Below are 21,732 nucleotides of genomic sequence, written 5' to 3'. Positions count from 1 at the left end.
ATCGGTGGCAGCGTGGCTCCACCTCTGTCATGACGCACTAGCGATGCTGGTGTCGTTCTTCGCTCAGTTTTTGGATATGATTCAGCAGATCTGCTTTGCGCAGCGGTTTTACCAGATGCATGTTGCAGCCAACAGAAAGACTGCGATCGATCTCGTTTTTCAGAGCAAAGGCGGTCAGCGCCCAGATCGTGGCGGCCGGCAGTTTGTGATCCTTTTCCCATTTGCGAATTTTCTGGGTGGCGGTGAAGCCATCCATCACCGGCATCTGCATATCCATTAATATCAGATCAAACCGCTGCTTTTGCACCAGGTCCAGCGCCTGTTGGCCATTGCCGGCTTCTGTGATCCGGTGAGGCGTGTTTTTCAGATAAGCCTTGATCAACAGACGGTTGTCGTCAGTGTCATCAACAATAAGGATGGACAGGGGTTCCTGTGGGGTCTGTGAAGACGAAGCCGGGACAGTGGCCGTGACCTGAGCCAGCAATTCTTCCTGCACGTCACGCAGCCAGGGCAGATCCAGACTGAATGAAAAACGGCTTCCGCGATGCAGTTCACTTTCAATGGTGATATCGCCATTCATCATCTTAACCAGACGTTTTGAAATGGAAAGCCCCAGCCCGGTGCCGCCGAACTTGCGGGTGATGGTGGAATCAGCCTGGGTGAATGGCTGAAACAACTGCGGAATTTTTTCTCGCGGAATGCCAATGCCGGTGTCGCTGACGTGGAAGATCAGGTTGCCTTCCATATTAGTTTGGTTCTTCATCAGCTCGACCCGGATGAATCCTTCGGTGGTGAACTTTATGGAGTTGCTGATCAGATTGGAAAGAACCTGCCGGATGCGCGTCGGATCACCCATGAATATCCCGCGTGTGTCCTCGCTAAGATAAACAGTCAGTTCCAGATTTTTTTCGCGGGCCTTCAGCTCAAACATTTCGGTGACATCGGCGACCAGACTGTGCAGGTTGACTTCGGTTTTTTCCAAAGTCACCAGGCCCGCCTCAATTTTCGAAATATCCAGAATGTCGTTGATGATGCTTAAAAGATTGTGTCCGGCCTTTTTCGAAATATCGACATAGTGTTTCTGCTCTTCGTTCAGCGTGGATTCCTCAAGCAGGTCGGACATGCCGACAATCACATTCAGGGGGGTGCGGATTTCGTGGCTCATGTTGGCCAGGAATTCGGATTTGGTTTCAGAGGCTTTCTTAAGCTGAACATTGAGGTCGATCAGATGCTGGGTTTTCTCGTCCACGATTTCTTCCACCGTGATGATCCGGTTGGCGATCGTCAGCAGCAGGGCACAGATCAAAAACACAAAGACCAGGGACGTCAGCAGGAACACCGCCGCATTGAATGCCGATCCTTCCCGCAACGAGATGTCCTGCTGAACGGTGACTTCCCACTGTCGATCGCCAACCTCAAGATGCGAGCTCCATTTAAAGTCTGCATGAAACTCACCAGCCCGGTCGTTCAGGGTGTCGATCATTAATTCGCGGGCGGACGCCTGGGTGACGTCTTCAATCAAAACACGATAGCTCGGGTCATTCAGCACATCAGTCAGGTCGCGCAATATTCCGTCCAGGCGCACGACCTCCAGCAGCACCCCTTCCGGTCGGCCGATGGCCATTATCAGATAGATCCCGCGGGAGGTGTGGTTGAATTCATTCAGTTCAACAGGGCTTGAGGTGATGATACGTTTTTTCTCAAGCGCTTTTTTCAGCAGCGTGCTGCGCTCGGGATGATTTCCGAAATCATAGCCCAGCACCTGGCTGTTTTGGGAAACGGGTTCAATGTATTCAATCTGGAATTTTTCCGGCTGTTTTCGGTCATACGGAATCCAGGCCAGGGCCTGAACTTCGGGTCGGCGCGAATGCAGGGTGGTGGCAAAATCATGGAATTCCTGACGGGTCACCGTGGTAGAGCTGTCAAAGAAGCTTTTCAGGGACACCAGCATGTCGATGTTGCCGTTGAAGTCCTTTTCCAGAACATTGAAGGTGAATTCAGCCTTGCGGGTGAACTCGGCGGCCTGTTTCTCTTTTTCCGAGTGGGTCAGGTATTGGGAGGCGGAAAGAATCAGGGCAAAGGCCACGCACACCGGGACAAGAACTTTGGTGACAGACTTCAGCCAGTAACGGCGTGACTGGGTGGAGAACATCAGGGCCAGTGGCGCAAGGATCAGACCGCCTATGGAATCCCCGACGAACCAGTGAATCCAGTTCATTGAAATATTTTTGGGCGTCAGCACGTGGTTAAAATAAAGCAGTCCCACGCCCCAACTGGCACTGATCAGGGCCGCGACCGGTCCTGCTAAAAACAGAAACAGAATCACTTCGCGCTCAAGATAGAAGCGTTTGGGAAAACGGAGAAAACGTCGGATTAAAACGGCGGCGATGACCACCGACAGGGTGTTTCCGACAGAAATTCCCAGAGGCAGCAGCAGATTTGAAATAGTTTCCAGGTGGCGGGCATTGATCAGGAAGGCACCCACAAGAACACCGGGCCAGCGGTTGATTCCAAAAAGCAACAACGCCGCGATACTGATACCAAATGGGGGCCAAACCAATGACGCATAACCCGGGGGTAACGCCAGCAAAAGCCCCAGCCGTCCTGTCAGATAATACAGAACAAAAATAAGAAAGGTTTGAAAAGCCCATGTCTTAAGAAGCCGTTGGAACATGAGTCCATTTTATCGGTGTTCCAGAGGGGAAACAATCTATACCTATTTACCCTCTACCAAATGCCTTTTTGTACTGTTGTCAAAAGCATGTTATGAATAGGCCACGGTTAGGAGAATTCCATGTCAAACATCGCGGGGGTGTGCGTGAGCCCCGACAAAGAAACACAAAAGTACGTATTCAACCACACCATGCTTAGAATCAAAGATCCTAAAGCCTCCCTGGATTTTTACACCCGCATTTTGGGGATGAAGCTGGTGCGCAAACTGGATTTTGCCGAGTGGAAGTTTTCTTTGTTCTTTTTGGCCTATGTGCCGGAAGGAACGGATGTCCCTGCCGAGAACGAAGCCAATGCCCGCTATGCCTTTGGTCGGGAAGCGGTTCTGGAGCTGACCCACAACTGGGGCACTGAAGAGCAAGAGACCACTCCCTACCATAACGGCAATACCGAACCTCGCGGTTTTGGTCATATCTGTATTTCAGTCCCGGACATTCAGCAGGCCTGTGCCCGTTTTGAATCCCTGGGTGTGAACTTTCAAAAACGTCTGGGCGAGGGCGGCATGAAAAACATCGCTTTTATCAAAGATCCGGATCAATATTGGATTGAGGTGGTTCAACCGGGTCTTTTGTAAAAACATGCGCAGTCGTTGGCAAACTTTAAGAAAATGGATCCTGAAAGCAGTGCTGCTCTTTTTCGTGAGCAGTCTGGGATTCGTTTTGCTTTATCGCTTCGTTCCGGTGCCGCTGACACCTTTGATGGTGATTCGCTCGGTCAGTTCGTTGTGGGGTGAAGAGTTTGTCGGCATTCACAAGGACTGGGTGCCGCTGGAAGAGATTTCCCCATCCGTGCAAAAAGCCGTGCTGAAGGCCGAGGACTATCGCTTCTTTGAGCACAATGGTTTTGACTTTGACGCCATTGAAAAGGCGATGAAGTACAACAAGACCCATAAACGAAAAAAAGGCGCCAGCACCATCACCCAGCAAACGGCCAAGAATGTGTTCTTGTGGCCCCAGCGCGACTGGGTTCGCAAAGGGCTTGAAGCCTATTTCACCATTTTGATTGAATTCACCTGGCCCAAAGAGCGCATCATGGAAGTTTACCTGAATGTGATCGAACTGGGTCCTGGAGTTTACGGGGTCGAGGCGGCTTCGCAGAAGTACTTCAAACGCAGCGCCCGCAATATCAATCCTTATCAGGCGTCGTTGATCGCTGCCGTTTTGCCAAATCCGCGGCGCTTCCGTATTGACCGGCCTTCCAACTATGTTGTCGGCCGTCAGCGCCGTATTCTGAATCGCGTGGCTCCGGCCATTCCCAAAGCCGCCGATGCTTCTGTTCTGGACTTCCTGGATCTGAAGTTTGACAGCGAAGAAGATGAATCCGCCAACTAAAATCCAGCGTTGAAGGACAGATTGCCTTCGCCCGCCGAATCCCCAAAGCTTTCATTAAGTCACGAGGGGATTTATGCACCATTTTGTCTGGCTTGTGCTTTTGCTGCTGACGTCGGGACTGGTTTCCTGCGGGGCGATTTCCTCTGGGGACAGCTCGGGGCAAAAAGATCCCGACACCAATCCGCAAAAGCCCGTGGATCCGCAGGAACTGCATTATCCCAATGTGGATGCGGAAGTCTTTTCGGTCAGTTGCTATCGCTGTCACAGTCATCTGTTTGGAGTCACACGGGGCGGGGTTGCTTTGGATTCCTATGCAGAGGCCAGCTTCAACGCCGCAAGAATCTATCAGGCGGCCATCGTGGAAAAACGCATGCCTCTGGGGGGCATGCTGACTGTGCGTCAGTATGAACTGCTGAAGGCGTGGCTGGAATCCGGTGCCCCGGCCTTTGAACTCGAGGTTGCGCCCGTGACCCTGCAGGAATAGAATTTTCCCATGAGTTCAAAAAAGAAAAAAGCGCAGATGGTGAAGGCAATCAACGAGCGGGGCTGTCTGCTGGTGTATCCATTGGAAAACCGCAAAGAGCCGGCAAGCCTGTGGTCTGAACTTTATCCGCGCACCAAAATGCGCTGGGAGTGGGATCAGGAGGGCGACAACCGCGTGGCTGAAATGTGGGTGCTGCGCGAAGAGCTGTCACGCAGTGAGGAAGTCATCTATGCCAAGTGGTTCCGCAACCGCGCGACTTTTTTTTCAAAGGAAGTGTTCGTAAATCTGCTGGCCTATCTGGGCAGCTCTCAGGGGCGCCTTCAACTGCCGCGTTCCAGTCAGGAAGCGTTGGATAGTTTTCTGCTGGATTCCCCGCAGTCCACCAAAGTGATCAAGGAAAATCTGGGCTGGCAGGGAAAGCTGATGGAAAGCCACTACAACCGGGCGATGAAGCCCCTGTGGAATTATCTGCTTCTGGTGGGTTATGGTGAAGTGCAGGATTCCAGTTTTCCCTCCCTGAACATGGCCGCTTCCCAGAATCTTTTCGAAGACCTCTGGCTTCAATCCCAAAACCTCAGTCCCGAAAAGGCCGAGGCCTTTCTGGAAAACAAACTGGGCTCTGACAATCCGTTTTTCAAGTACGCACAGAAGATGGCGAAAAGCAGCGCTCAGCTTTAGTTTGCTGCCTTTTGCCAGCGCTGTATTTATTCAAAGCCGCGAAGGTGCTTTTGCCTCGGCATTAAATTCAGGAAAAAGTGAAGTCTATGCCAAGACATCACTTCATCCTTCTTTTGATTGCGGTTCTTTTCATTCACCCCACCCAGGCCAGGGCCGCGCCGGATGTGCAGTTTCAGACGGAATGTCAGGACGGGCAGGACCGAATCAGTCTATCCTTCGTGGGTGATATTCTGGTGCATGAAGCTTTGTACCGTGCTGTGGTCAGCGGCACGCAGCACTTTAGCCAAATCTGGCGAAGGACCGATGCGCTGATGACCAAAGCGCATTTTTCCGTGGGCAATCTGGAGGGACCGGCTGCATTGGGGGTCGATAAGCGGGGCAAGGACCACGGCGACGTCGGCTTTATCTATGATGAGGTGGTGTATTCGGGCTCTAATTTTTCCTTCAATTATCATCCGCGTATTTTGTCGGATCTGTATCGCTCGGGTTATGATCTTTTGACCGTGGCCAATAATCACTCTTTGGATCGCAGTTGGCTGGGGATTGACAAGACCATTCGCGCGGCACGCAATGTGGGGATTCCCACTGTGGGCATTCGTCTGTCATCAGAACGCAGCGGGGCCTTCCATCACATTGCCACCATCGGGGGCTTCCGGGTAGCCTTCCTGGGCTGCACGGAAATGAGCAACGGACACAACGACAGCAGGGATCAGGTGCTGTTTTGTTATAAGAACCCCGACAAGATGGTGGAGCTGATTAAAAGTATCACTGCGGATTCCAGTGTCGATGCGCTGATTTTGCTGCCGCACTGGGGGCAGGAATACAAACATTCTCCTGATTCGCGGCAAAAGGCTTTTGCAAAACGCTATCTGGAGGCCGGGGTGACGGCAATCATCGGCTCGCACCCCCATGTGCTGCAACCGTGGGAAAAGTATGTCACCAAGGACGGGCGCGAAACACTTGTGGCCTATTCACTGGGGAACTTCGTGGCGGGGCAGGCGGGCTTGGCGCGAAAGACCGGTCTGGTGGTTTATCTGGGGCTGGCCCGCAGCGCCGGCCGGGTGAAAGTCTTTGGCGCTTCTTACACGCCAACTTATCGTGAAGGTGCAGAGGTTTATCCAGTCACCAAAAATCAGGCGGTGTTCGATCATGTTGCCAGCATGTACGGCAAAGAACGCCGGCTTGATGCCGCCGGGGACCTGATGAGTCATCTGTGCACGAAAAGTGAATGATTTGCTCAGGCCCCGGAGTTACACTGGGGCCATGAGCGACAAAGACAAATTTCCTGTGACCCTGGCTATTCGTGAACTGCAAAAACATCAGGTGCAGTACACCGGACATCTTTTTCCCTATGAAGAAAAAGGCGGCACGTCTCATTCCTCAAAAGAACTGGGAGTTCCTGAACATCACGTGATCAAAACCCTGATCATGGAAAATGAAAAAAAGGAACCCCTGGTGGTTCTGATGCACGGGGATTTGCAGGTATCAACAAAACAACTGGCGCGTGAGCTGGGTGTGAAAACGATTTCTCCGTGCAAGCCTGAAGTGGCGGATCGCCATTCAGGTTATCAGGTCGGCGGAACATCTCCGTTTGGAACCAAACGCGAGATGCCTGTGTATATGGAAAAAACCATTCTGGATCTGGATCTTATTTATATCAATGGCGGCAAGCGTGGATTCCTGGTTTCTTTGAAACCGCAGGAAGTCCAAAGGCTTTTACAACCAACTTTGGTTCATGTCGGTGTTAAAGCTTCTTGATTACCGTCTGCAATAAATAGCTATTTCTTTGTTTGTTTACATCTTCAAGATTCTCAAGATTGTCTTTGATGGACAATTTTTTGAACCCACATAGTCTGAGACCAGCGCTTGTTCGGAGGTTTCATGTCGTATGATGGCGGTGTTAGAAAGCTTGTGGAAGTGATTCAAAACCTGTCTGCGGCCCGGTCTTTAGATGAAATCACAAAGCTGGTGCGGACTGCCGCCCGGGTGATTGCCGATGCGGACGGAGCCACCTTTGTTTTAAAAGACGGGGACTTTTGTTTCTATGCAGACGAGGATGCGATCAGTCCTTTGTGGAAGGGTCAGCGTTTTCCGCTGGAGTCCTGCGTTTCCGGCTGGGCCATGCTGCACAAAGAAACCGTGATCATCGAGGACATTTATCGGGACTCTCGTGTGCCGTGGGACGCTTATCGTCCGACCTTTGTTAAAAGCATGATGATGACCCCGATCCGGCGCGAGGACCCCATCGGCGCCATTGGCACTTACTGGAAGGACCAAAGACTTCCCACCGATGAGCAGCGCGAACTGTTGCGCGCACTTGCAGACTCTGTTTCGGTCAGTATCGAAAATCTGAACAACTATAATGATCTGCAAAAACGTATCGAGGAACTGAAAGAAGCCAATCGCTCCAAGGACGAATTTTTGATGACGGTGTCGCATGAACTGCGCACGCCTTTGAATTCGATCATGGGATGGGCCGAAATTCTGCTGGAGTCCAATCCCGGGGACAGGGACGCGCGCCTGGGGCTTGAAACCATCGAACGCAATGCACGCAATCAAACCCGCATCATAGAGGACCTGCTGGATTCCTCGCGCATTTTGCTGGGGCGTTTTCACATGGAAAAACATCCCGTGGATCTGGTGGAGGTGGTGAATCAGGCTGTCGATGCGGTTCGCCTGATGGCGGAAAAAAAGGACATTCACATCGAGATCGCCAAGGGTGTGACCACCGCCATGATCCAGGGGGATGCCGAGCGACTGAAACAAATCGTCAATAATCTGCTGATCAATGCCATCAAGTTTTCACATGCCAAAAGCAAGGTCGAGGTGACCGTGGTCCGTCAGGGCCCCAGTTTCTCAGTTTCAGTAAAAGATGAAGGCGTCGGCATGGAGCCGGAGTTTATCCCCCAGGCCTTTGAACGATTCCGTCAGGCGGACGGCTCGACCACAAGAAAATTCGGCGGTCTGGGGCTGGGGCTGTCCATCTCACGGCACTTGGTGGAGGCTCATCAGGGAACCATTGTCGCCCGCAGCGCAGGGACAGGCAAAGGTTCGGAGTTCTCATTTTCAATTCCCGCTTTAAGCAAGCAAGGGGAGATCCTTAACGAAACGCCTGCCACACCCGCACCCCGCAACCCCAAACCTTTGCTGGGAGCTCACATTCTGGTGGTGGATGATGATAAAGACTCACTTCAGGTGATGGAAACAGTTTTGCGAATCAACGGTGCTGACGTGGTGGCGGCAGACTCCGTCGAGGAAGCGCTGCGGTCTCAAGGTGCGGTGGATCTGATTGTTTGTGATCTGAGCATGCCCGGTGAAGATGGCTTTTCTTTCGCGCACAGGATACGCGCCGGGGAAACGCGGTTTTCACGGCAGGTTCCGATGATGGCCTTGACGGCCTTCGTGGATAAGGGCAGTGAATCCAAAGCATTGGGAGAGGGATTTGATTCCTTTATGGGGAAGCCCTTTGCTGTTCCTCAGTTGATTCGCAGTCTGGTGGAACTTAACAGTGCGAACTATACGCATTAGCACAGTGATTGTGGGGACAGTCATCTTGGAGTAAGATCAGGGGAATCATAGAAATCGAGTTTCTTATGGCCTCTGCTGCTTCAGCAAAATCAGACGAACGATCCCAAAACCTTTTATTGTGGCTGGTCGCCATCGGCTTTTTCATGGAGACCCTGGATTCCACCATCGTCAACACCGCACTGCCGGGGATGGCGAAGAGTCTTGGTGAAAGTCCGCTTTACATGCAGTCCGTGGTGATTGCCTATTCCCTGACTATTGCGTTACTGATTCCTTCCTCGGGATGGATCACCGATCGCTTCGGAACCAAAAAGGTTTATCTGGGGGCGATCCTGGCGTTCACCCTGGGGTCGCTCTGCTGTGCCTTCTCTCAAACGTTGCCACAGTTGGTGATATCTCGCGTGTTGCAAGGGGCGGGGGGCGCCTTGTTGCTGCCGGTGGGGCGTCTGGCGGTTCTTCGCGCGTTTCCGGCTGACAAGTTTTTGCAAGCCATCAGCTTTGTCACCATTCCCGGTCTGATCGGCCCTTTGATTGGGCCCACCCTTGGCGGGTGGCTGGTTGAGTACGCTTCTTGGCACTGGATATTCCTGATCAACATTCCGGTCGGCCTTGTCGGGTGCTGGGCCACTTACAAACTGATGCCGGATCTTCGCGGGGCGAAAGCTTCGCGCTTTGATATTTCAGGTTATGTGCTTTTGGCATTCAGTATGGTGTCCATTTCATTCGGCATGGAAGGGCTGGCCGAACTGGGGCTGCGTCCGGGCCTGGTGATGATTCTGCTGGTGTTCGGTCTTGCAAGTTTGGCTGCGTACTGGCTGCATGCCGGGCGCACAGAGGCTCCGTTGTTTTCGTTGAATCTTTTTAAAATCGGAACCTATAACATCGGATTGCTGGGGAATTTATTCGCCCGTATCGGAAGTGGTGCGATGCCGTTTTTGCTGCCGCTGCTTTTGCAGGTGGGGTTGGGCTATTCGCCGTCCTACGCCGGAATGATGATGATCCCGATGGCGGTGGCCGGGATTCTGGCCAAACGCTTTGCCGCCCCCTTAATCACGCGCACGGGTTATCGCAATATGCTTGTCGGTAACACTTTGCTGGTGGGACTGACTATGGCCAGTTTTGCCTTGATGTCGGAATCCCAGCCGATGTGGCTTCGTCTGGTGCAGTTGTTCTTTTTTGGCTGGGTGAATTCCCTGCAGTTCACGGCGATGAACACGCTGACGCTGAAAGATCTGGGCAGTGAATACGCCAGCAGTGGCAACAGCCTTTATTCCATGATGCAAATGCTGGCGATGAGTCTGGCGGTCGCGGCGGCCGGGGCCATGCTGACAGGTTTTTCAGATCAGTTTGGTACAGCCAATCACGGTGCTTTGCGCACGTTCCAGTGGACTTTCATTTGTATGGGGGTGATCACCTGCAGTTCGGCGGCGATCTTCTGGCAGGTGCCGGAAGGGGAGCGCAAGAAAGAGCCCATCCCGCAAAGTGAACCGTCACTGCACTAGTAGCCTTCGTCGATCATCATCATGCGCTCTTCGTTGCGCATCAGTTCAAACCATAGGTTGTCTTCGCCATCGACCTCTTTGCTGCGCACTTTGTATTCTTTCAATGTGCCCTGGACAGACTTGTTGAAATCATTGTCCTTGAAGTTCACGCGGATAGTGCCGGCATCATTGTAGGTTGCAGCCGGGGTGAATTTTAAGTTCACTTTCATCTTTGGATTGTGCCGGGTCATGGTGGCCTGCCACTCAGAAACCGGCACGGCTTTTTTCTCCAGTGACGGGTCCATCACATAAGGAACCAGTTCAGAACCTTTTTTAACCAGCACCACCGGGGCCACATGGTATTTCCAGTCCACGGTCATGCCGTTTTTGGTGGGATTCGGGCGGCGCAGGCGCGGTGATTCGTCTTCGTTCACGGATGCAAAGACCTTCAGCGGGGTGATACCTTTTAGCAGCATCAGGCGCGACATTTCATGGGCGCGCTCTTCGCAGCCCGCGATGGAAAACTCAAAAGGAATGTCGCCGTTGGACTTCAGTTCACTGAAAAGCTTTTGCGCATCGGCTTCGCTCATCACCGTGGCTTTATCTCCCTGAAGGGTGGCGGTGGCCACTTTGGCTTCGGTCGGCTTTTCGGTTTTGCACGGCACGTTTTCGCGGTTGTTCAGATAGCGCAGGGTGGTGTCTAAATTTGCGGCAAAGGACGACAGATCATCGGCGGCAAAGCCCGCCTGACAGAACAGCAAAAGAAGTGGCAAAATGATCTTACCCATGGGAATCTTTTCGGCAGGACACCCTTCAGGCATAAGTCATTTCACTGGATGATGGTCGGGGTTTTCAGGGGTATTTCCCAGGAGCAAATGAATGGCACAGCGATCTTTCCCGGCAGTATACATGCGAGGCGGCACCAGCCGCGTGGTGGTGTTCAAAAAAGACGATCTGCCTTCGGATCCGGCGCTTTGGAATGAGATTTTTCTGTCCTGCATGGGAAGCCCCGATTCACACGGTCGTCAGTTGGACGGCATGGGCGGCGGGATCTCTTCCCTTTCCAAAGTGTGTGTGCTGTCGCCTTCTTTGCGCGAAGATGCTGATGTGGATTACACCTTTGCCCAGGTGTCGGTGAACGAAGCCAAAGTGGATTACAAAGGCAACTGCGGCAACGTCAGTTCTGCAGTGGGGCCTTTTGCGGTGATGGCGGGATGGGTGAAGCCTGCGGGCAATGAAGCCTGCGTGCGTATCTTTAATACCAACACGGCCAAAGTCATTCATGCTTACTTCCCGGTGGAAAATGGCGAGCCCGTTTTCACCGGTGACTTTGCCATTCCCGGAGTCAGCGGCACCGCCGCGCCGGTAAGGCTTGAGTTCCAGCAGCCCGGTGGGGCGGTGACTGGAAAGCTTCTGCCCACCGGACAAGTTTGCGATACGCTGAAAATCTCTGATTCTGAATCCGTGGAAGTTTCTTTGGTGGATGCGGCGAACCCCTGTGTATTTGTGCGCGCTCTGGATGTGGGGCTGACGGGGGCAGAGACTCCGGCCCAGCTTGAAAGTTCTGGGGACCTGTTGAAAAAGCTGGATCTGATTCGTCGATTGGGTTCAGTGAAGATGGGGATTGCGCCCGATCTTGAAACGGCCAAAAACTCGATCGCCATTCCATACATCGCTTTGGTCAGCGCACCGTCATCAGATGAAATGAATTTTTCGATGCGGGTGATTGCCAGCGGGCAGCCCCACAAGGCTTTGCCTTTGACTGTGTCTTTGTGTGCCGCCGTGGCCGCGAAGATTCCCGGAACTGTGGTTCATGAACTCGCGCAAAGAGTGACAAATGAAGTGCAGATCGGAATGCCCTCGGGGGTTCTGACGTTAAGTGCGGAAGTCACCACGGAAATGGGCCAGTGGACTGCCGTCAGCGGCAGTTTCTTCAGGACGGCAAGGCTGCTGTTTGCGGGCCGTATCTTCGGCTGAAAACCGTCCCGATGTAAAAACCTTGAACAGTTGAATGTCTTCTGGACGATTTCACAAGGGTGCTAAAGTGGCATAGCGGTTGCTTTAAGGGCTTCGGGCGATTTTGCCCGTTGGCTTTTGAGGTTCTTTGTGAGCAAGACACGATTTTTATCCCTTTTGATTTCGCTGATGCTGGTGGGGCCTGCGTCCCAGGCGGCACTGACCTGTGAATCTGTCTTTGCACCCAGTGTCTGGAAAGAAAGTGGCGGCAAGCCCTTTCCGCAGGATCCTGCAACTTTAAAAAGAATCCAGCACGAACAGCAGGAAAGTCTGAAGGTGTCCAAATTCCTGATGCAGGAAATGACTCGTCAGTCGACAGCGCTAAAAAATGCAAATAAAGGCAAAACGATAGAGCTGGATGTGCTGTGTCTGGGTGCCGGGCCACAGTGTGCGGCGGCGTCTTTGGTGCTGGGAAAAACCAACCTGAAGTCTTTGGTGGTTGAAAAGACCGATCTGGTGGCCAAGACTTTTGCGGAAAAAGATTTCTATATCAACAGCATTGAAGCTCAACGTCTGTCCATGCATGACTTCCCGGGTGGCGTGGGCAGTTTGTCCCATCTGACTTCGCAGATGTATGCGCATTCGACGCAACTTGCGACCCATATTCAAAGCCAGCAGTATGTTTCCAAAGTTCCCGTGATGCTTGAAACCACCGTGGTTGCCGTGAACAAGGTTGTGGTTGATGGCAGACTGCAGATTGAGGTGGTGACCGACCAGGGGGTCACCCTGCGTGCCAAGAACGTGATTCTGGGAACGGGTCTTGGTGAAGTCGGAACCAAAGTCAAAGATGCCTCTTATCAGTCAGCCTTTGCAGAATATCAAAAGCTTCATCAAGCCGAGCCCGCTGTCTTGCGTCCGATCATGAGCACTGATGCCTTCCTGGTGTCCTTGCGTGAAAGTCGCCTGCAAAAACTCGGCGTGCACATGCCGCGCGATTTAATCATTATCGGAAACGGAGATGGCTCACGCATCGCGATTGAAGGCCTTTTGAATCCTCATGTTAAAACTCAAGAAGAATTCAAGATTCAGTGGATCGGCAATACCTTCCGCACCGCTGAAGAGTACATCCAAAGTCAGAACGGCTGGGATCGCTACGTTGATATGATCGTGCCGCAATACCACAAGAATCGTATTACTGGTTTGCCTGGCCATGTGGAGAAGGTCGAGCGTCTGGATAACGGCCGTTATCTTGTGACGGTTCGGGATGCGAAGAACAACATCGTCAGTCAGGCTGAAGGCGACATGATTGTTGATTCCACCGGCTATACCAATCTGAATGGTCAATTGCTTTCGAATGTGGCGAAAAGTCCTGAAATGATTGATGTGATGGGTCCGTTGAAAGAATTGAATTTAGCTGAGACCGTTTTGGCTCGGCAGTATGCCGATGCAGGCGGGGAAAAATTGCCGATTTATGCTGTGGGCTCGGCTGCCGGCAATTTGGCTAAAGACACTGAATTGGCGGGTTCTCCGAATAAGAATCCGGTGGCCATTTTCAACACAGTGGCCAGGACCTCGCAGTTCATCTCGCAACTGATTGGCGCGAAGCCTTTGGAAAGCCAGCGGGGAGTTCGCTCCGAACGTCCTGACACCAGGTCTTCTCAAGAGATTATCAAAGATCTTCAGGCTCGTCGCGGGGCTCATTAGGCCCCCAGCGTCAGCATTCAATGAATTTGCCCGCTCCAGAGACCATGGTTAGAATTTTTAGCAATGATGTTTCTTCTGGTGTTTCTATCATTGATGCTGACGTTCTCGGTTTGTACGGTCTTAAGCTGTTATCTGTGGCCCTATCGTCGGCAGTTGTTGCACCGGATGATCCTGAGCATCCAGGTGACTTATGCCGTCTGGTCCTTTTCCATCATCACCGTTCTGGTCATTGATGACATGGCCATTAAAATCTTCATGACTCATCTGCGGCAGTTGGTTTTGCCCCCGCTGTGCGTGACGTGGGTTTTGGTGGGAGCTGCCATCTTCCTTCCGGACCTGTGGGAAAAGATAAGACGCTGGCAGTGGATTCTGTATGTGCTTCCTGCAGTTGTAATCGGAGCCAACGCCATGTCGTTAATGGGCTTTCCATTTGCGAAGGAATGGATCTTCTTTAACTTCCGTCTGGTAGAAGGCTTTGAAGGTCTTCCCATTTTTGAAAGAAGCGCTTTGCAAAAAGCCAATCTGCTGTATTCGTTCTTTTGGATTCTTGTTCTGTACCTGATCTATTTCTGGGTGATGGCCACCAAAAAAGGCCCGCGCCGCCGGCATGCGATTTATATGTTCCTGGCCAGCGTGATTCCGGTCGGAGCCGAAATTTTGGGACAGACCGTGTTCAAGCTTCAGCCCCAGTTTACCCAATTGACCGTCGCCGGGATCTGGCCCTCGATGCTGGCATTGAATTATGCGGCCGTTCGTGGGGATCTTCTGGAAATCAGCACTTTGGCGCAAAGAAGTGTGTTTGATCACTTGCCCAGTCCGGTGATTGTCTTGAACACTCACGGGGAATTCTGGGACTGCAATCAGGCCGCGAAAAAGTTGCTGGAGCTGGGGCCGAAGGATTTCGGCCAAAAAGCCTCACAGATCCCCGTCATTCGTGAGATTATGAATGGGGACGAGTCCATTGCCTACGCCAGCCGTACCTTCAGAATTGTCGAACACACGGTCCATATGACCAAGGGACCTGAAACCGCCAAGATTTATGTGCTGATGGACGTGACAGACCTTGAGGAAAGCAACCGCACCCTGCGCGAGCTGAACGCCCAGATTCTGCAAATGACCCGTTTCAGCCGCAAGGTACAGACGGTGTTGTCTCATGATCTGACGGGTTCCCTTTCCGGAGTGCAGATGCTGCTGACCGGAGTGATCAATCAGATGAAGCAAAACGAAGATCAAACCCCGGTGGAGTCTTTGCAAAAGGTTCGTGATGCAAACAAGTCTTCGATGAATCTGTTGCGTGACGTGCTGGCCTGGAGTCACGAGGATGAAAGTCAGCGAAGCATCGACTTCCAGGGGCGGGTGAATGCCGCTATTGAACAGTTGTCACCGCAACTGCTGCAAAAGAATATTCAACTGCACAAAGAAATGCCCGAGCAGGAGATTCAACTTTTGGGGTCGGGTAAAGTGCTGGAGGCGGTTGTTCGCAATATCCTTTCAAATGCGATTCGCTTCAGTCCGCGTGAAGGTGTCGTGCGTGTGACCGGCAGAATGCTTGAGCGCCATGTTGAATTGAACATTCAGGATTATGGCCTCGGCATGTCGCAGGAGTTGATCGATGAAGTGTTCAGTTCAAGGGCGGCATTCGCAGCCACCAGTGGTGGTTTTGGTATCGGTTTGCACTTCACGAAGGACTTTATCACCCAAATGGGTGGTGTGCTCATCATAGAATCTGCAGAGGGAGAAGGGACTCTGGTCCGTGTACAATTGCCGTTATTTGGTTGACCTGATACACTGGTCAGAGAATAGTTGGGAAAGCATGAGCACACTAGAGAACACACTTCAGAATTCTGTATCGTTTTTTATTGTAGATGACCATCCGGTGACCCGTCATGGGTTGCGTGTGGCGCTGACTTCATTGTCACCAAAGATTCAGTGTGTGGGCGAAGCGTCCACTGTACCTGCGGCCCTGCAAAATCTTAAGAGTCTTGATGTGAACTATGTTGTGTTGGATCACATGTTGCCAGGCCAGTCCGGCATGGAGCTTATTACCATGGCGGCTTCCGCGCGTCCGGATCTGAAATTTATGCTGGTCACTCAGTGTGAAGATGCGGAAACACTGGCACAGTATCAGCGCATGGGTGTGAAGGTGCTCCTGTCCAAAATCTCTGCCATGGATGTTCTCGAAGATGCGGTGAAATGTCTGATTGAAGACAAAAACTATCTTTGCCCTGCTTTTGAAAAAATCATGGAAGAACCGCGCCTGACGAATGTGCTGACACCGCGGGAACTGGAAGTCGTGCGCATGATCGCTCAAGGCAAGACCAACAAAGAAGTGGCCGCATGTCTGGAGTGTTCAGAGCACACCATCAAGACTCACAAAACCAATGTGATGCGAAAACTGAATCTTTCCAACGCTGTTGAAATCAGCGTCTGGGCCCTGAAGCGCAATCTGGCTTAAAGGCCCTTCCGTTTTTTTATTAAACCTGTTTTGCGAACTGCACATCCAAAGAGATGCTGACGTCGTCACCGACCAGCACGCCACCGGCCTCCAGGGCCGCGTTCCAGGTCAGACCGAAATCCTTGCGTTTGATTTTGGTCGTCGCAGAAATCCCGATTTTAATATTTCCATACGGGTCTTTCATTTCCGCCGTCGGACCTTCCACTGCCAGAACCACCTCTTTGGTAACTCCATGAATGGTCAAGTTTCCGGTGACCTTCAGATCGTCGCCATCTTTTTCCACTTTGGTGGATTTGAAGTTCAGGGTCGGATACTTTTCTACGTCAAAGAAGTCAGCACTCTTTAAGTGGGTGTCGCGCTGGGTTTCACGGGTGTTGATGCTGGAAGCATCGATCACCGCTTCAATGGAAGATTTGGTGATGTCAGATGAATCCAAAGAAAGGCTGCCGGACAGTTTTTCAAAGCCGCCGTGAACTTTGGCAATCATCATGTGTTTGATGGTGAAGTTGGCGCTGGAGTGCATGGGGTCGATGTTCCATTTAGTGGTTGTCATGTGTTCCTCCTTCAAGGGGATGAGTGTTCGTTATGGATTCATCCTGCCATGGGTGGGATTGTTGCGTAAGGAGACATATCTGCAATAGATTGTTGCAAATATGGAACTATCCTGAATCTTTGTTTCAAGATAAGATGATCCGCATAAGGAGACTATATGAAAGTCGAAAACAAACTGAATGACAGATTCACCCTGCCAATTCCCGGAGCCGGGGAGGGTGTGCTTTTGTATCGTCGGGGCCGAAACAACGCTTTGGATCTTTATTCCACTGTGGTGCCGGAAGCGGCGCGAGGTCAGAATCTGGGAGACAAGCTGGTCCGTGCGGCTTTGGATTTCGCCAAACAGGAAGGGGTCAAAATCATCCCGACCTGCCCCTATGTGGCGCACTGGTTTAGCAAACATCCCGAAGAGTCCGGAATGTTGCTTTAAAGCTACTGAGGGTAAATCTGGCGGCCGTGCTGAAGGCCGAACTCAAGAATCTGATCCGGTGAAATGCCCGGGTCATTGCGATGGATCCAATCCGGATAGTATTTCACATAGTGAGTCCCCGCGAAGCTCATCGGCAGGGGCTTCATATTCAGGGCAATTCCCACCAGCTTGGAACAATACGTCTTTTGATTGTCCCAGATGAAATTATAATCAAACGGCAATCCCATCTGCCCCAGTAAAGCCTGCTCATTGACCAGTTCATCCGGGATTTCCACACGGATATGACCGGCGGGCAGGTGGTGGGCGGGAACGCGGCGGCCCCCTTCACGGGTGTCAGCTTCGTACACGTAAGACTTGTATTCCAGGGTTACGTGGAACAACGGCTGCGGCACGCGGGGGTTGCTGTAAAAATGCAACACTGCCGCGAAACTTTGCGCAGAAAACAACAGGCCAAACAAGGATAACAGAAGGCTTTTTCTCATGAACCCATGCATAGTCCTCTGGCTGCGGTTTGGCAAGGGCAGTGGGCTGGTTTTTACGAATTTCACTGGGTAAATTATGCAAGGGCCATTGCTTGCCTATAGGGCGGGCAAGGAGTAGGTTCATGCTCATAACGACCCTTCCTTTACTTGAGGATTATTCGTGGAAACCGACAATAAATACGCGCGCCCTGTTTATATTCCATACTCTGGAACTGTCCTGCTTGAAATGTCTTTGCTAAACAAAGGAAGTGCCTTTTCTGACGAGGAACGCACGCATTTAAACCTGCACGGCCTGGTGCCTCAGACGATTGAAACCATCGAAGAGCAGGCCCAGCGTGTGTACTCCCAGTACCGTCTGCTGAAGTCCGACATCGACAAACACGTTTATCTGCGCAACCTGCAGGACACAAACGAAACGTTGTTCTATCATCTGTTGGTGAATCACCTGACCGAAATGATGCCGATCATTTACACGCCAGTGGTGGGTGAGGCCTGCGAACATTTTTCCGAGATCTATCGCGCCTCGCGCGGTCTGTTCATTTCCTATCCGAACAAAGACCGTATTGATGAAATGCTTCGCAACGTGACCAAACAAAAAGTCAAAGTCATCGTCGTGACCGACGGCGAGCGCATCCTGGGCCTGGGTGATCAGGGCATCGGTGGCATGGGTATTCCTATCGGAAAGCTTTCACTGTACACGGCTTGTGGTGGTATCAGTCCGGCGTACACATTGCCGGTGGTGCTGGATGTGGGCACCAACAACCAGGCGCTGATCAACGATCCGTTGTACATGGGTTGGCGTCAGCCGCGCATTACCGGTCAGGAATACGAAGACTTCGTCGATGCGTTTGTGCAGGCGGTGAAACGCCGCTGGCCGGATGTACTGTTGCAGTTTGAAGATTTCGCGCAGAAAAATGCGTCACCGATTTTGAAGCGTTATCGTGATGAGATCTGCAGTTTCAATGACGACATTCAAGGCACCGCCGCCGTGACGGTGGGCTGTCTTATAGCGGCCAGTCGCGCCAACGGGGGACGTCTGCGCGATCAGCGGGTGGTCTTCCTGGGGGCCGGTTCTGCGGGCTGCGGTATTGCTGAACAAATTATTGTCGAAATGAAGCACGAAGGGCTTAGCGATGAACAGGCCCGTCAGCAGGTGTTTATGGTGGACCGTTTTGGTCTTTTGACCGACAAGATGCCAAACCTGCTCGAGTTCCAAAGTCCTTTGGTGCAAAAAGCCGAGGCGCTGGCTTCCTGGGAAATCTCTAACGACGAGATTTCACTGCTGGACACTGTTCGCAACGCCAAGCCGACGATCCTGATCGGAGTGTCCGCGCAGCCGGGTCTGTTCACCGAAGAAATCATCCGCACCATGCATAGCCATTGTGAGCATCCCATTGTGATGCCGCTGTCGAATCCGACGTCGCGTGTGGAAGCCACACCAGCGGACATTCTGCGCTGGACAGACGGTAAAGCATTGGTGGCAACGGGCAGTCCCTTTATGCCGGTGCATATCAATGACCAGATTTACCCGATTGCTCAGTGTAATAACTCGTACATCTTCCCGGGGATCGGCTTGGGGGTTTTGGCTTGTGGAGCCCGCCGCGTGACGGACTCGATGTTGATGGCCGCCAGCAGTGCTTTGGCCGATTGTTCTCCGCTAGCGCAAAATGGCAAAGGAGCCTTGCTGCCAGAGTTATCTCAGATCGAAAAGGTGTCGCGCACGATTGCCTTTGCGGTGGCGAAAGCGGCACAGGCTGATGACGTGGCTTTGAAGGTCACTGATGAAGAGCTTTTGGCATTGATCGATAAAAACTACTGGTATCCGAAGTATCGCAGCTATAAGCATGCATCGTCGTAGTGTTTCTGGATTGTAATAGTCTTGACTGAGGCTTAGCTTGAACTTGCAAACGGGGGCTGCTATTTCGTGACTGCAACTAAACCACAGTCAATTGACATACTTCGGAGCCGGCCATTCGTTTCATCTGTACGTTCCTTATTTTAATTGCCTTTCAGTTCGGTCACGCGGCGGTGACGGACATCACCACCCAAGTGCAAATGGGCGAAGCTCCCGCTTTCGTCAATAACCCGGCAGATGTGGAATTTGCTCCCGCTGGTGTCAAAGAACTGTCGCGTGGTTACACCATAGAAGATCAGTGGTTTAAGATTTCTTTGCACAATGATCACAACACACCTCAGTCAAAAGTGCTTTATTTTGATGCCCCCCTGATGGGGCGCTTGTACTTGCAAAAGCAGGGCGACTCGTTGGCGCTGTCTTCCGGTCCCGGTCTGCCTTTGGCGGAAAGGGCTTTTAAAAGTCGCTTTGGCGCCTTTCCGATCGAGCTGGGCCCCGATGAAACCGCAACGTACTATATTAAACGTGATTCCCATCATGCGCTGAACACGCGGGTCTTTTTGGCGGATGCGGCGGACCTTGAACATCAGGACGATCTGGCGCGCACCATTTTTTATTTCTATCTGGGCGGGATTTTTTCTCTGGTGGTTTACAATCTTCTGCTGGGTTTTTTCACCACGCAGAAAGATCACGTCAGCTATTCATTCTTTGCGGCAAGTTTCGGTGTGACCGCTCTGGTTTTGCACGGGGTGTTTGACAGTTATCTGCTTCCCAACGGCAAATTTGTCTTTTCCAACTATCTGATGTTCTTTTCCTCGGTCAGTCTTTTTTCGGCCAGTCTTTTTGTGGAAAGATTCTTAAGCATCAAAAAAGAATTCGCCGTCGGTTACTGGGGGCTTCGCCTGTTTTTGGCGCTTTCGATGGTGACGATGGTGGGAAGCCTGTTTGCACCGGTGTATCGTGAACTGTTCTTTTTGGGATATCTGATCGATATTGCTATCGGGGCGGCCATCTTGTTCTTTATCTTCTGTGGTTTCTATTCCCTGATTCGCTACAGGCACAAACTGGCGTCTTATTTCCTGTTAAGCTGGCTGGTGGTGTTGATCGGAACCTTTGTTTGGTTTGCATCCATTCATGGCTTTATCCGCGGCAATATCTACACTCAGTACTCGCTGCTTTTGGCGAATCTGGGCGAAATGATCGTGTTGTCTTTGGGACTGGCTTACAAGATCCGCGTGCTGGACGAAGAAAAACGTCTGGCCCAGCAGGCCGCCGTGGACAAGGAACGTTATCACCGTCTGGTGCGGGTGCTTTCACATGACGTTGCAAACACGGTTTCGGGGCTTTTGTATCATTCAGAAATGCTGAAAGATCACGTCACTGCCCAGGCTGCGGATGCGCACCTGGATCGTATCAACAAATCCACCACCAAACTGAATCAGATTCTGAAATCGGTCCGTCAGGAAGAGGTCTATCACGTCTTCAAACAGAACGCAGAAATGCAGTTGGTGGAGCTGGCCTCGGCATGCTGGGAAGCTGTGAATCACTATTCCTGGCAGATTGAGGAAAAAGAACTGCTGATCGAAGTCGAAATTGAAAATGATCTGTGTGTGCGAGCCGACCGCTCGGCGCTTATCAATCAGGTGCTTTCCAATATTCTTTCCAACAGTATCAAATTTTCTGAACCGGGCCGCGAGATTCGTTTGCTGGCGCAAAAACAGGATGACGGTGTGGTTCTGGAAATACGGGATCAGGGGCTGGGCATTCATCCCAGCGAAGTCAGTCTGCTGTTCAAGCGCAACCGGTTGTTCTCTCACAAGGGCACCGGAAATGAAGAGGGCACAGGCTTTGGCACCTCGCTGATTGCAGAATACATGCAGTTGTTCGGCGGTCAGGTGGAAGTGTCTTCAGTTCATCATTCGATCCATCCGGCCTCGGGCACAACGGTGAAGCTGGTCTTTCCCCACCCATGATATCGTCTCGGTCTGAGACACAGTTGCAGTGACAAATACTGCCGTGTTTCCCCTGACTAGACACCTTCCGTGACTGGGCTGGTATCTGGTGGGTCCCCA

General features: G+C 51.9%; 19 protein-coding genes. 15 read left to right on the top strand and 4 right to left on the bottom strand.

The genetic code is table 11. The annotated features are described in order from the left end of the window. Positions 1 to 37: 37 nt before the first annotated feature. Positions 38 to 2,674: an ATP-binding protein gene (locus ACZ520_RS13545; RefSeq protein WP_464126084.1), complete on the bottom strand. Its 2,637-nt coding sequence runs from the start codon at positions 2,672 to 2,674 to the stop codon at positions 38 to 40. 120 nt (positions 2,675 to 2,794) lie between these two features. Here ACZ520_RS13545 and gloA point away from each other — a divergent pair, with 120 nt between their 5' ends. From gloA to mdtD, 8 genes are all read left to right on the top strand, one after another. After that, entirely contained in the window at positions 2,795 to 3,304 is a 510-nt protein-coding gene (gene gloA, locus ACZ520_RS13540) for a lactoylglutathione lyase (protein WP_464126082.1), read from the top strand. Positions 3,305 to 3,308: 4 nt separating this feature from the next. Then, on the top strand, positions 3,309 to 4,061 hold the full coding sequence (gene mtgA / locus ACZ520_RS13535) for a monofunctional biosynthetic peptidoglycan transglycosylase (RefSeq protein ID WP_088564556.1): 753 nt from the start codon (positions 3,309 to 3,311) through the stop codon (positions 4,059 to 4,061). Positions 4,062 to 4,134: 73 nt separating this feature from the next. After that, the gene (locus ACZ520_RS13530; RefSeq protein WP_464126080.1) at positions 4,135 to 4,545 is read left to right on the top strand and encodes a hypothetical protein; all 411 of its coding nucleotides are present in this window, start codon (positions 4,135 to 4,137) and stop codon (positions 4,543 to 4,545) included. 9 nt (positions 4,546 to 4,554) lie between these two features. Then, complete coding sequence (locus tag ACZ520_RS13525) at positions 4,555 to 5,223, top strand: AlkZ-related protein (protein WP_088564558.1); 669 nt, start codon at positions 4,555 to 4,557, stop codon at positions 5,221 to 5,223. Between the two features lie 86 nt (positions 5,224 to 5,309). Continuing rightward, positions 5,310 to 6,455, top strand: a complete 1,146-nt coding sequence (locus tag ACZ520_RS13520) for a CapA family protein (protein WP_088564559.1) — start codon at positions 5,310 to 5,312, stop codon at positions 6,453 to 6,455. Positions 6,456 to 6,486: 31 nt separating this feature from the next. Next, positions 6,487 to 6,981: a Cys-tRNA(Pro) deacylase gene (gene ybaK / locus ACZ520_RS13515; protein ID WP_088564560.1), complete on the top strand. Its 495-nt coding sequence runs from the start codon at positions 6,487 to 6,489 to the stop codon at positions 6,979 to 6,981. A 123-nt stretch (positions 6,982 to 7,104) separates the two neighbouring features. Further along, entirely contained in the window at positions 7,105 to 8,751 is a 1,647-nt protein-coding gene (locus tag ACZ520_RS13510) for an ATP-binding protein (protein WP_464126077.1), read from the top strand. A gap of 65 nt (positions 8,752 to 8,816) precedes the next feature. Beyond that, positions 8,817 to 10,250 carry a multidrug transporter subunit MdtD gene (mdtD, locus tag ACZ520_RS13505; protein WP_464126075.1) on the top strand — a complete coding sequence of 478 codons (1,434 nt, stop codon included), beginning with the start codon at positions 8,817 to 8,819 and terminating at the stop codon, positions 10,248 to 10,250. On the opposite strand, the gene ACZ520_RS13500 is transcribed toward mdtD, so the two are convergent. Beyond that, positions 10,247 to 11,017, bottom strand: coding sequence for a protein-glutamine glutaminase family protein (locus tag ACZ520_RS13500; RefSeq protein WP_416480179.1), 771 nt, complete (start codon positions 11,015 to 11,017; stop codon positions 10,247 to 10,249). The two genes, mdtD and ACZ520_RS13500, sit on opposite strands and share 4 nt — an antisense overlap. A 91-nt stretch (positions 11,018 to 11,108) precedes the next feature. On the opposite strand from ACZ520_RS13500, the gene ACZ520_RS13495 reads away from it, so the two are divergent. The 4 genes from ACZ520_RS13495 to ACZ520_RS13480 all read left to right on the top strand — a co-directional run bounded on the left by ACZ520_RS13495 (position 11,109) and on the right by ACZ520_RS13480 (position 16,344). Further along, the gene (locus tag ACZ520_RS13495; protein WP_464126072.1) at positions 11,109 to 12,206 is read left to right on the top strand and encodes a PrpF domain-containing protein; all 1,098 of its coding nucleotides are present in this window, start codon (positions 11,109 to 11,111) and stop codon (positions 12,204 to 12,206) included. A 129-nt stretch (positions 12,207 to 12,335) separates the two neighbouring features. After that, positions 12,336 to 13,889: a hypothetical protein gene (locus ACZ520_RS13490; protein ID WP_464126070.1), complete on the top strand. Its 1,554-nt coding sequence runs from the start codon at positions 12,336 to 12,338 to the stop codon at positions 13,887 to 13,889. 63 nt (positions 13,890 to 13,952) lie between these two features. Beyond that, a complete protein-coding gene (locus ACZ520_RS13485; RefSeq protein ID WP_464126068.1) occupies positions 13,953 to 15,668 on the top strand; it encodes a sensor histidine kinase in 1,716 nt (571 codons plus the stop codon). Positions 15,669 to 15,702: 34 nt separating this feature from the next. Beyond that, positions 15,703 to 16,344, top strand: a complete 642-nt coding sequence (locus ACZ520_RS13480) for a response regulator transcription factor (RefSeq protein ID WP_232469191.1) — start codon at positions 15,703 to 15,705, stop codon at positions 16,342 to 16,344. 19 nt (positions 16,345 to 16,363) lie between these two features. Here the strand turns inward: ACZ520_RS13480 and ACZ520_RS13475 are convergent, their stop codons facing one another. Continuing rightward, positions 16,364 to 16,897, bottom strand: a complete 534-nt coding sequence (locus ACZ520_RS13475) for a YceI family protein (protein ID WP_088564567.1) — start codon at positions 16,895 to 16,897, stop codon at positions 16,364 to 16,366. A gap of 156 nt (positions 16,898 to 17,053) precedes the next feature. Between ACZ520_RS13475 and ACZ520_RS13470 the strand changes: the two genes are divergently transcribed. Beyond that, positions 17,054 to 17,326, top strand: a complete 273-nt coding sequence (locus tag ACZ520_RS13470) for a GNAT family N-acetyltransferase (RefSeq protein WP_088564568.1) — start codon at positions 17,054 to 17,056, stop codon at positions 17,324 to 17,326. A gap of 2 nt (positions 17,327 to 17,328) precedes the next feature. On the opposite strand, the gene ACZ520_RS13465 is transcribed toward ACZ520_RS13470, so the two are convergent. Then, positions 17,329 to 17,808: a C40 family peptidase gene (locus ACZ520_RS13465; protein ID WP_232469193.1), complete on the bottom strand. Its 480-nt coding sequence runs from the start codon at positions 17,806 to 17,808 to the stop codon at positions 17,329 to 17,331. A gap of 160 nt (positions 17,809 to 17,968) precedes the next feature. Between ACZ520_RS13465 and ACZ520_RS13460 the strand changes: the two genes are divergently transcribed. Then, positions 17,969 to 19,666 (top strand): NAD-dependent malic enzyme, encoded by a 1,698-nt coding sequence (locus ACZ520_RS13460; RefSeq protein ID WP_464126064.1) that lies wholly within the window; start codon positions 17,969 to 17,971, stop codon positions 19,664 to 19,666. Between the two features lie 170 nt (positions 19,667 to 19,836). Beyond that, the gene (locus ACZ520_RS13455; protein WP_464126062.1) at positions 19,837 to 21,633 is read left to right on the top strand and encodes a sensor histidine kinase; all 1,797 of its coding nucleotides are present in this window, start codon (positions 19,837 to 19,839) and stop codon (positions 21,631 to 21,633) included. The last annotated feature ends 99 nt before the right edge of the window (positions 21,634 to 21,732 follow it).

This window comes from Bdellovibrio sp. BIS2 (assembly GCF_055398295.1).
Note: the sequence above shows the minus strand (reverse complement) of the source record. Positions and strands in the feature narration are given on the sequence as shown.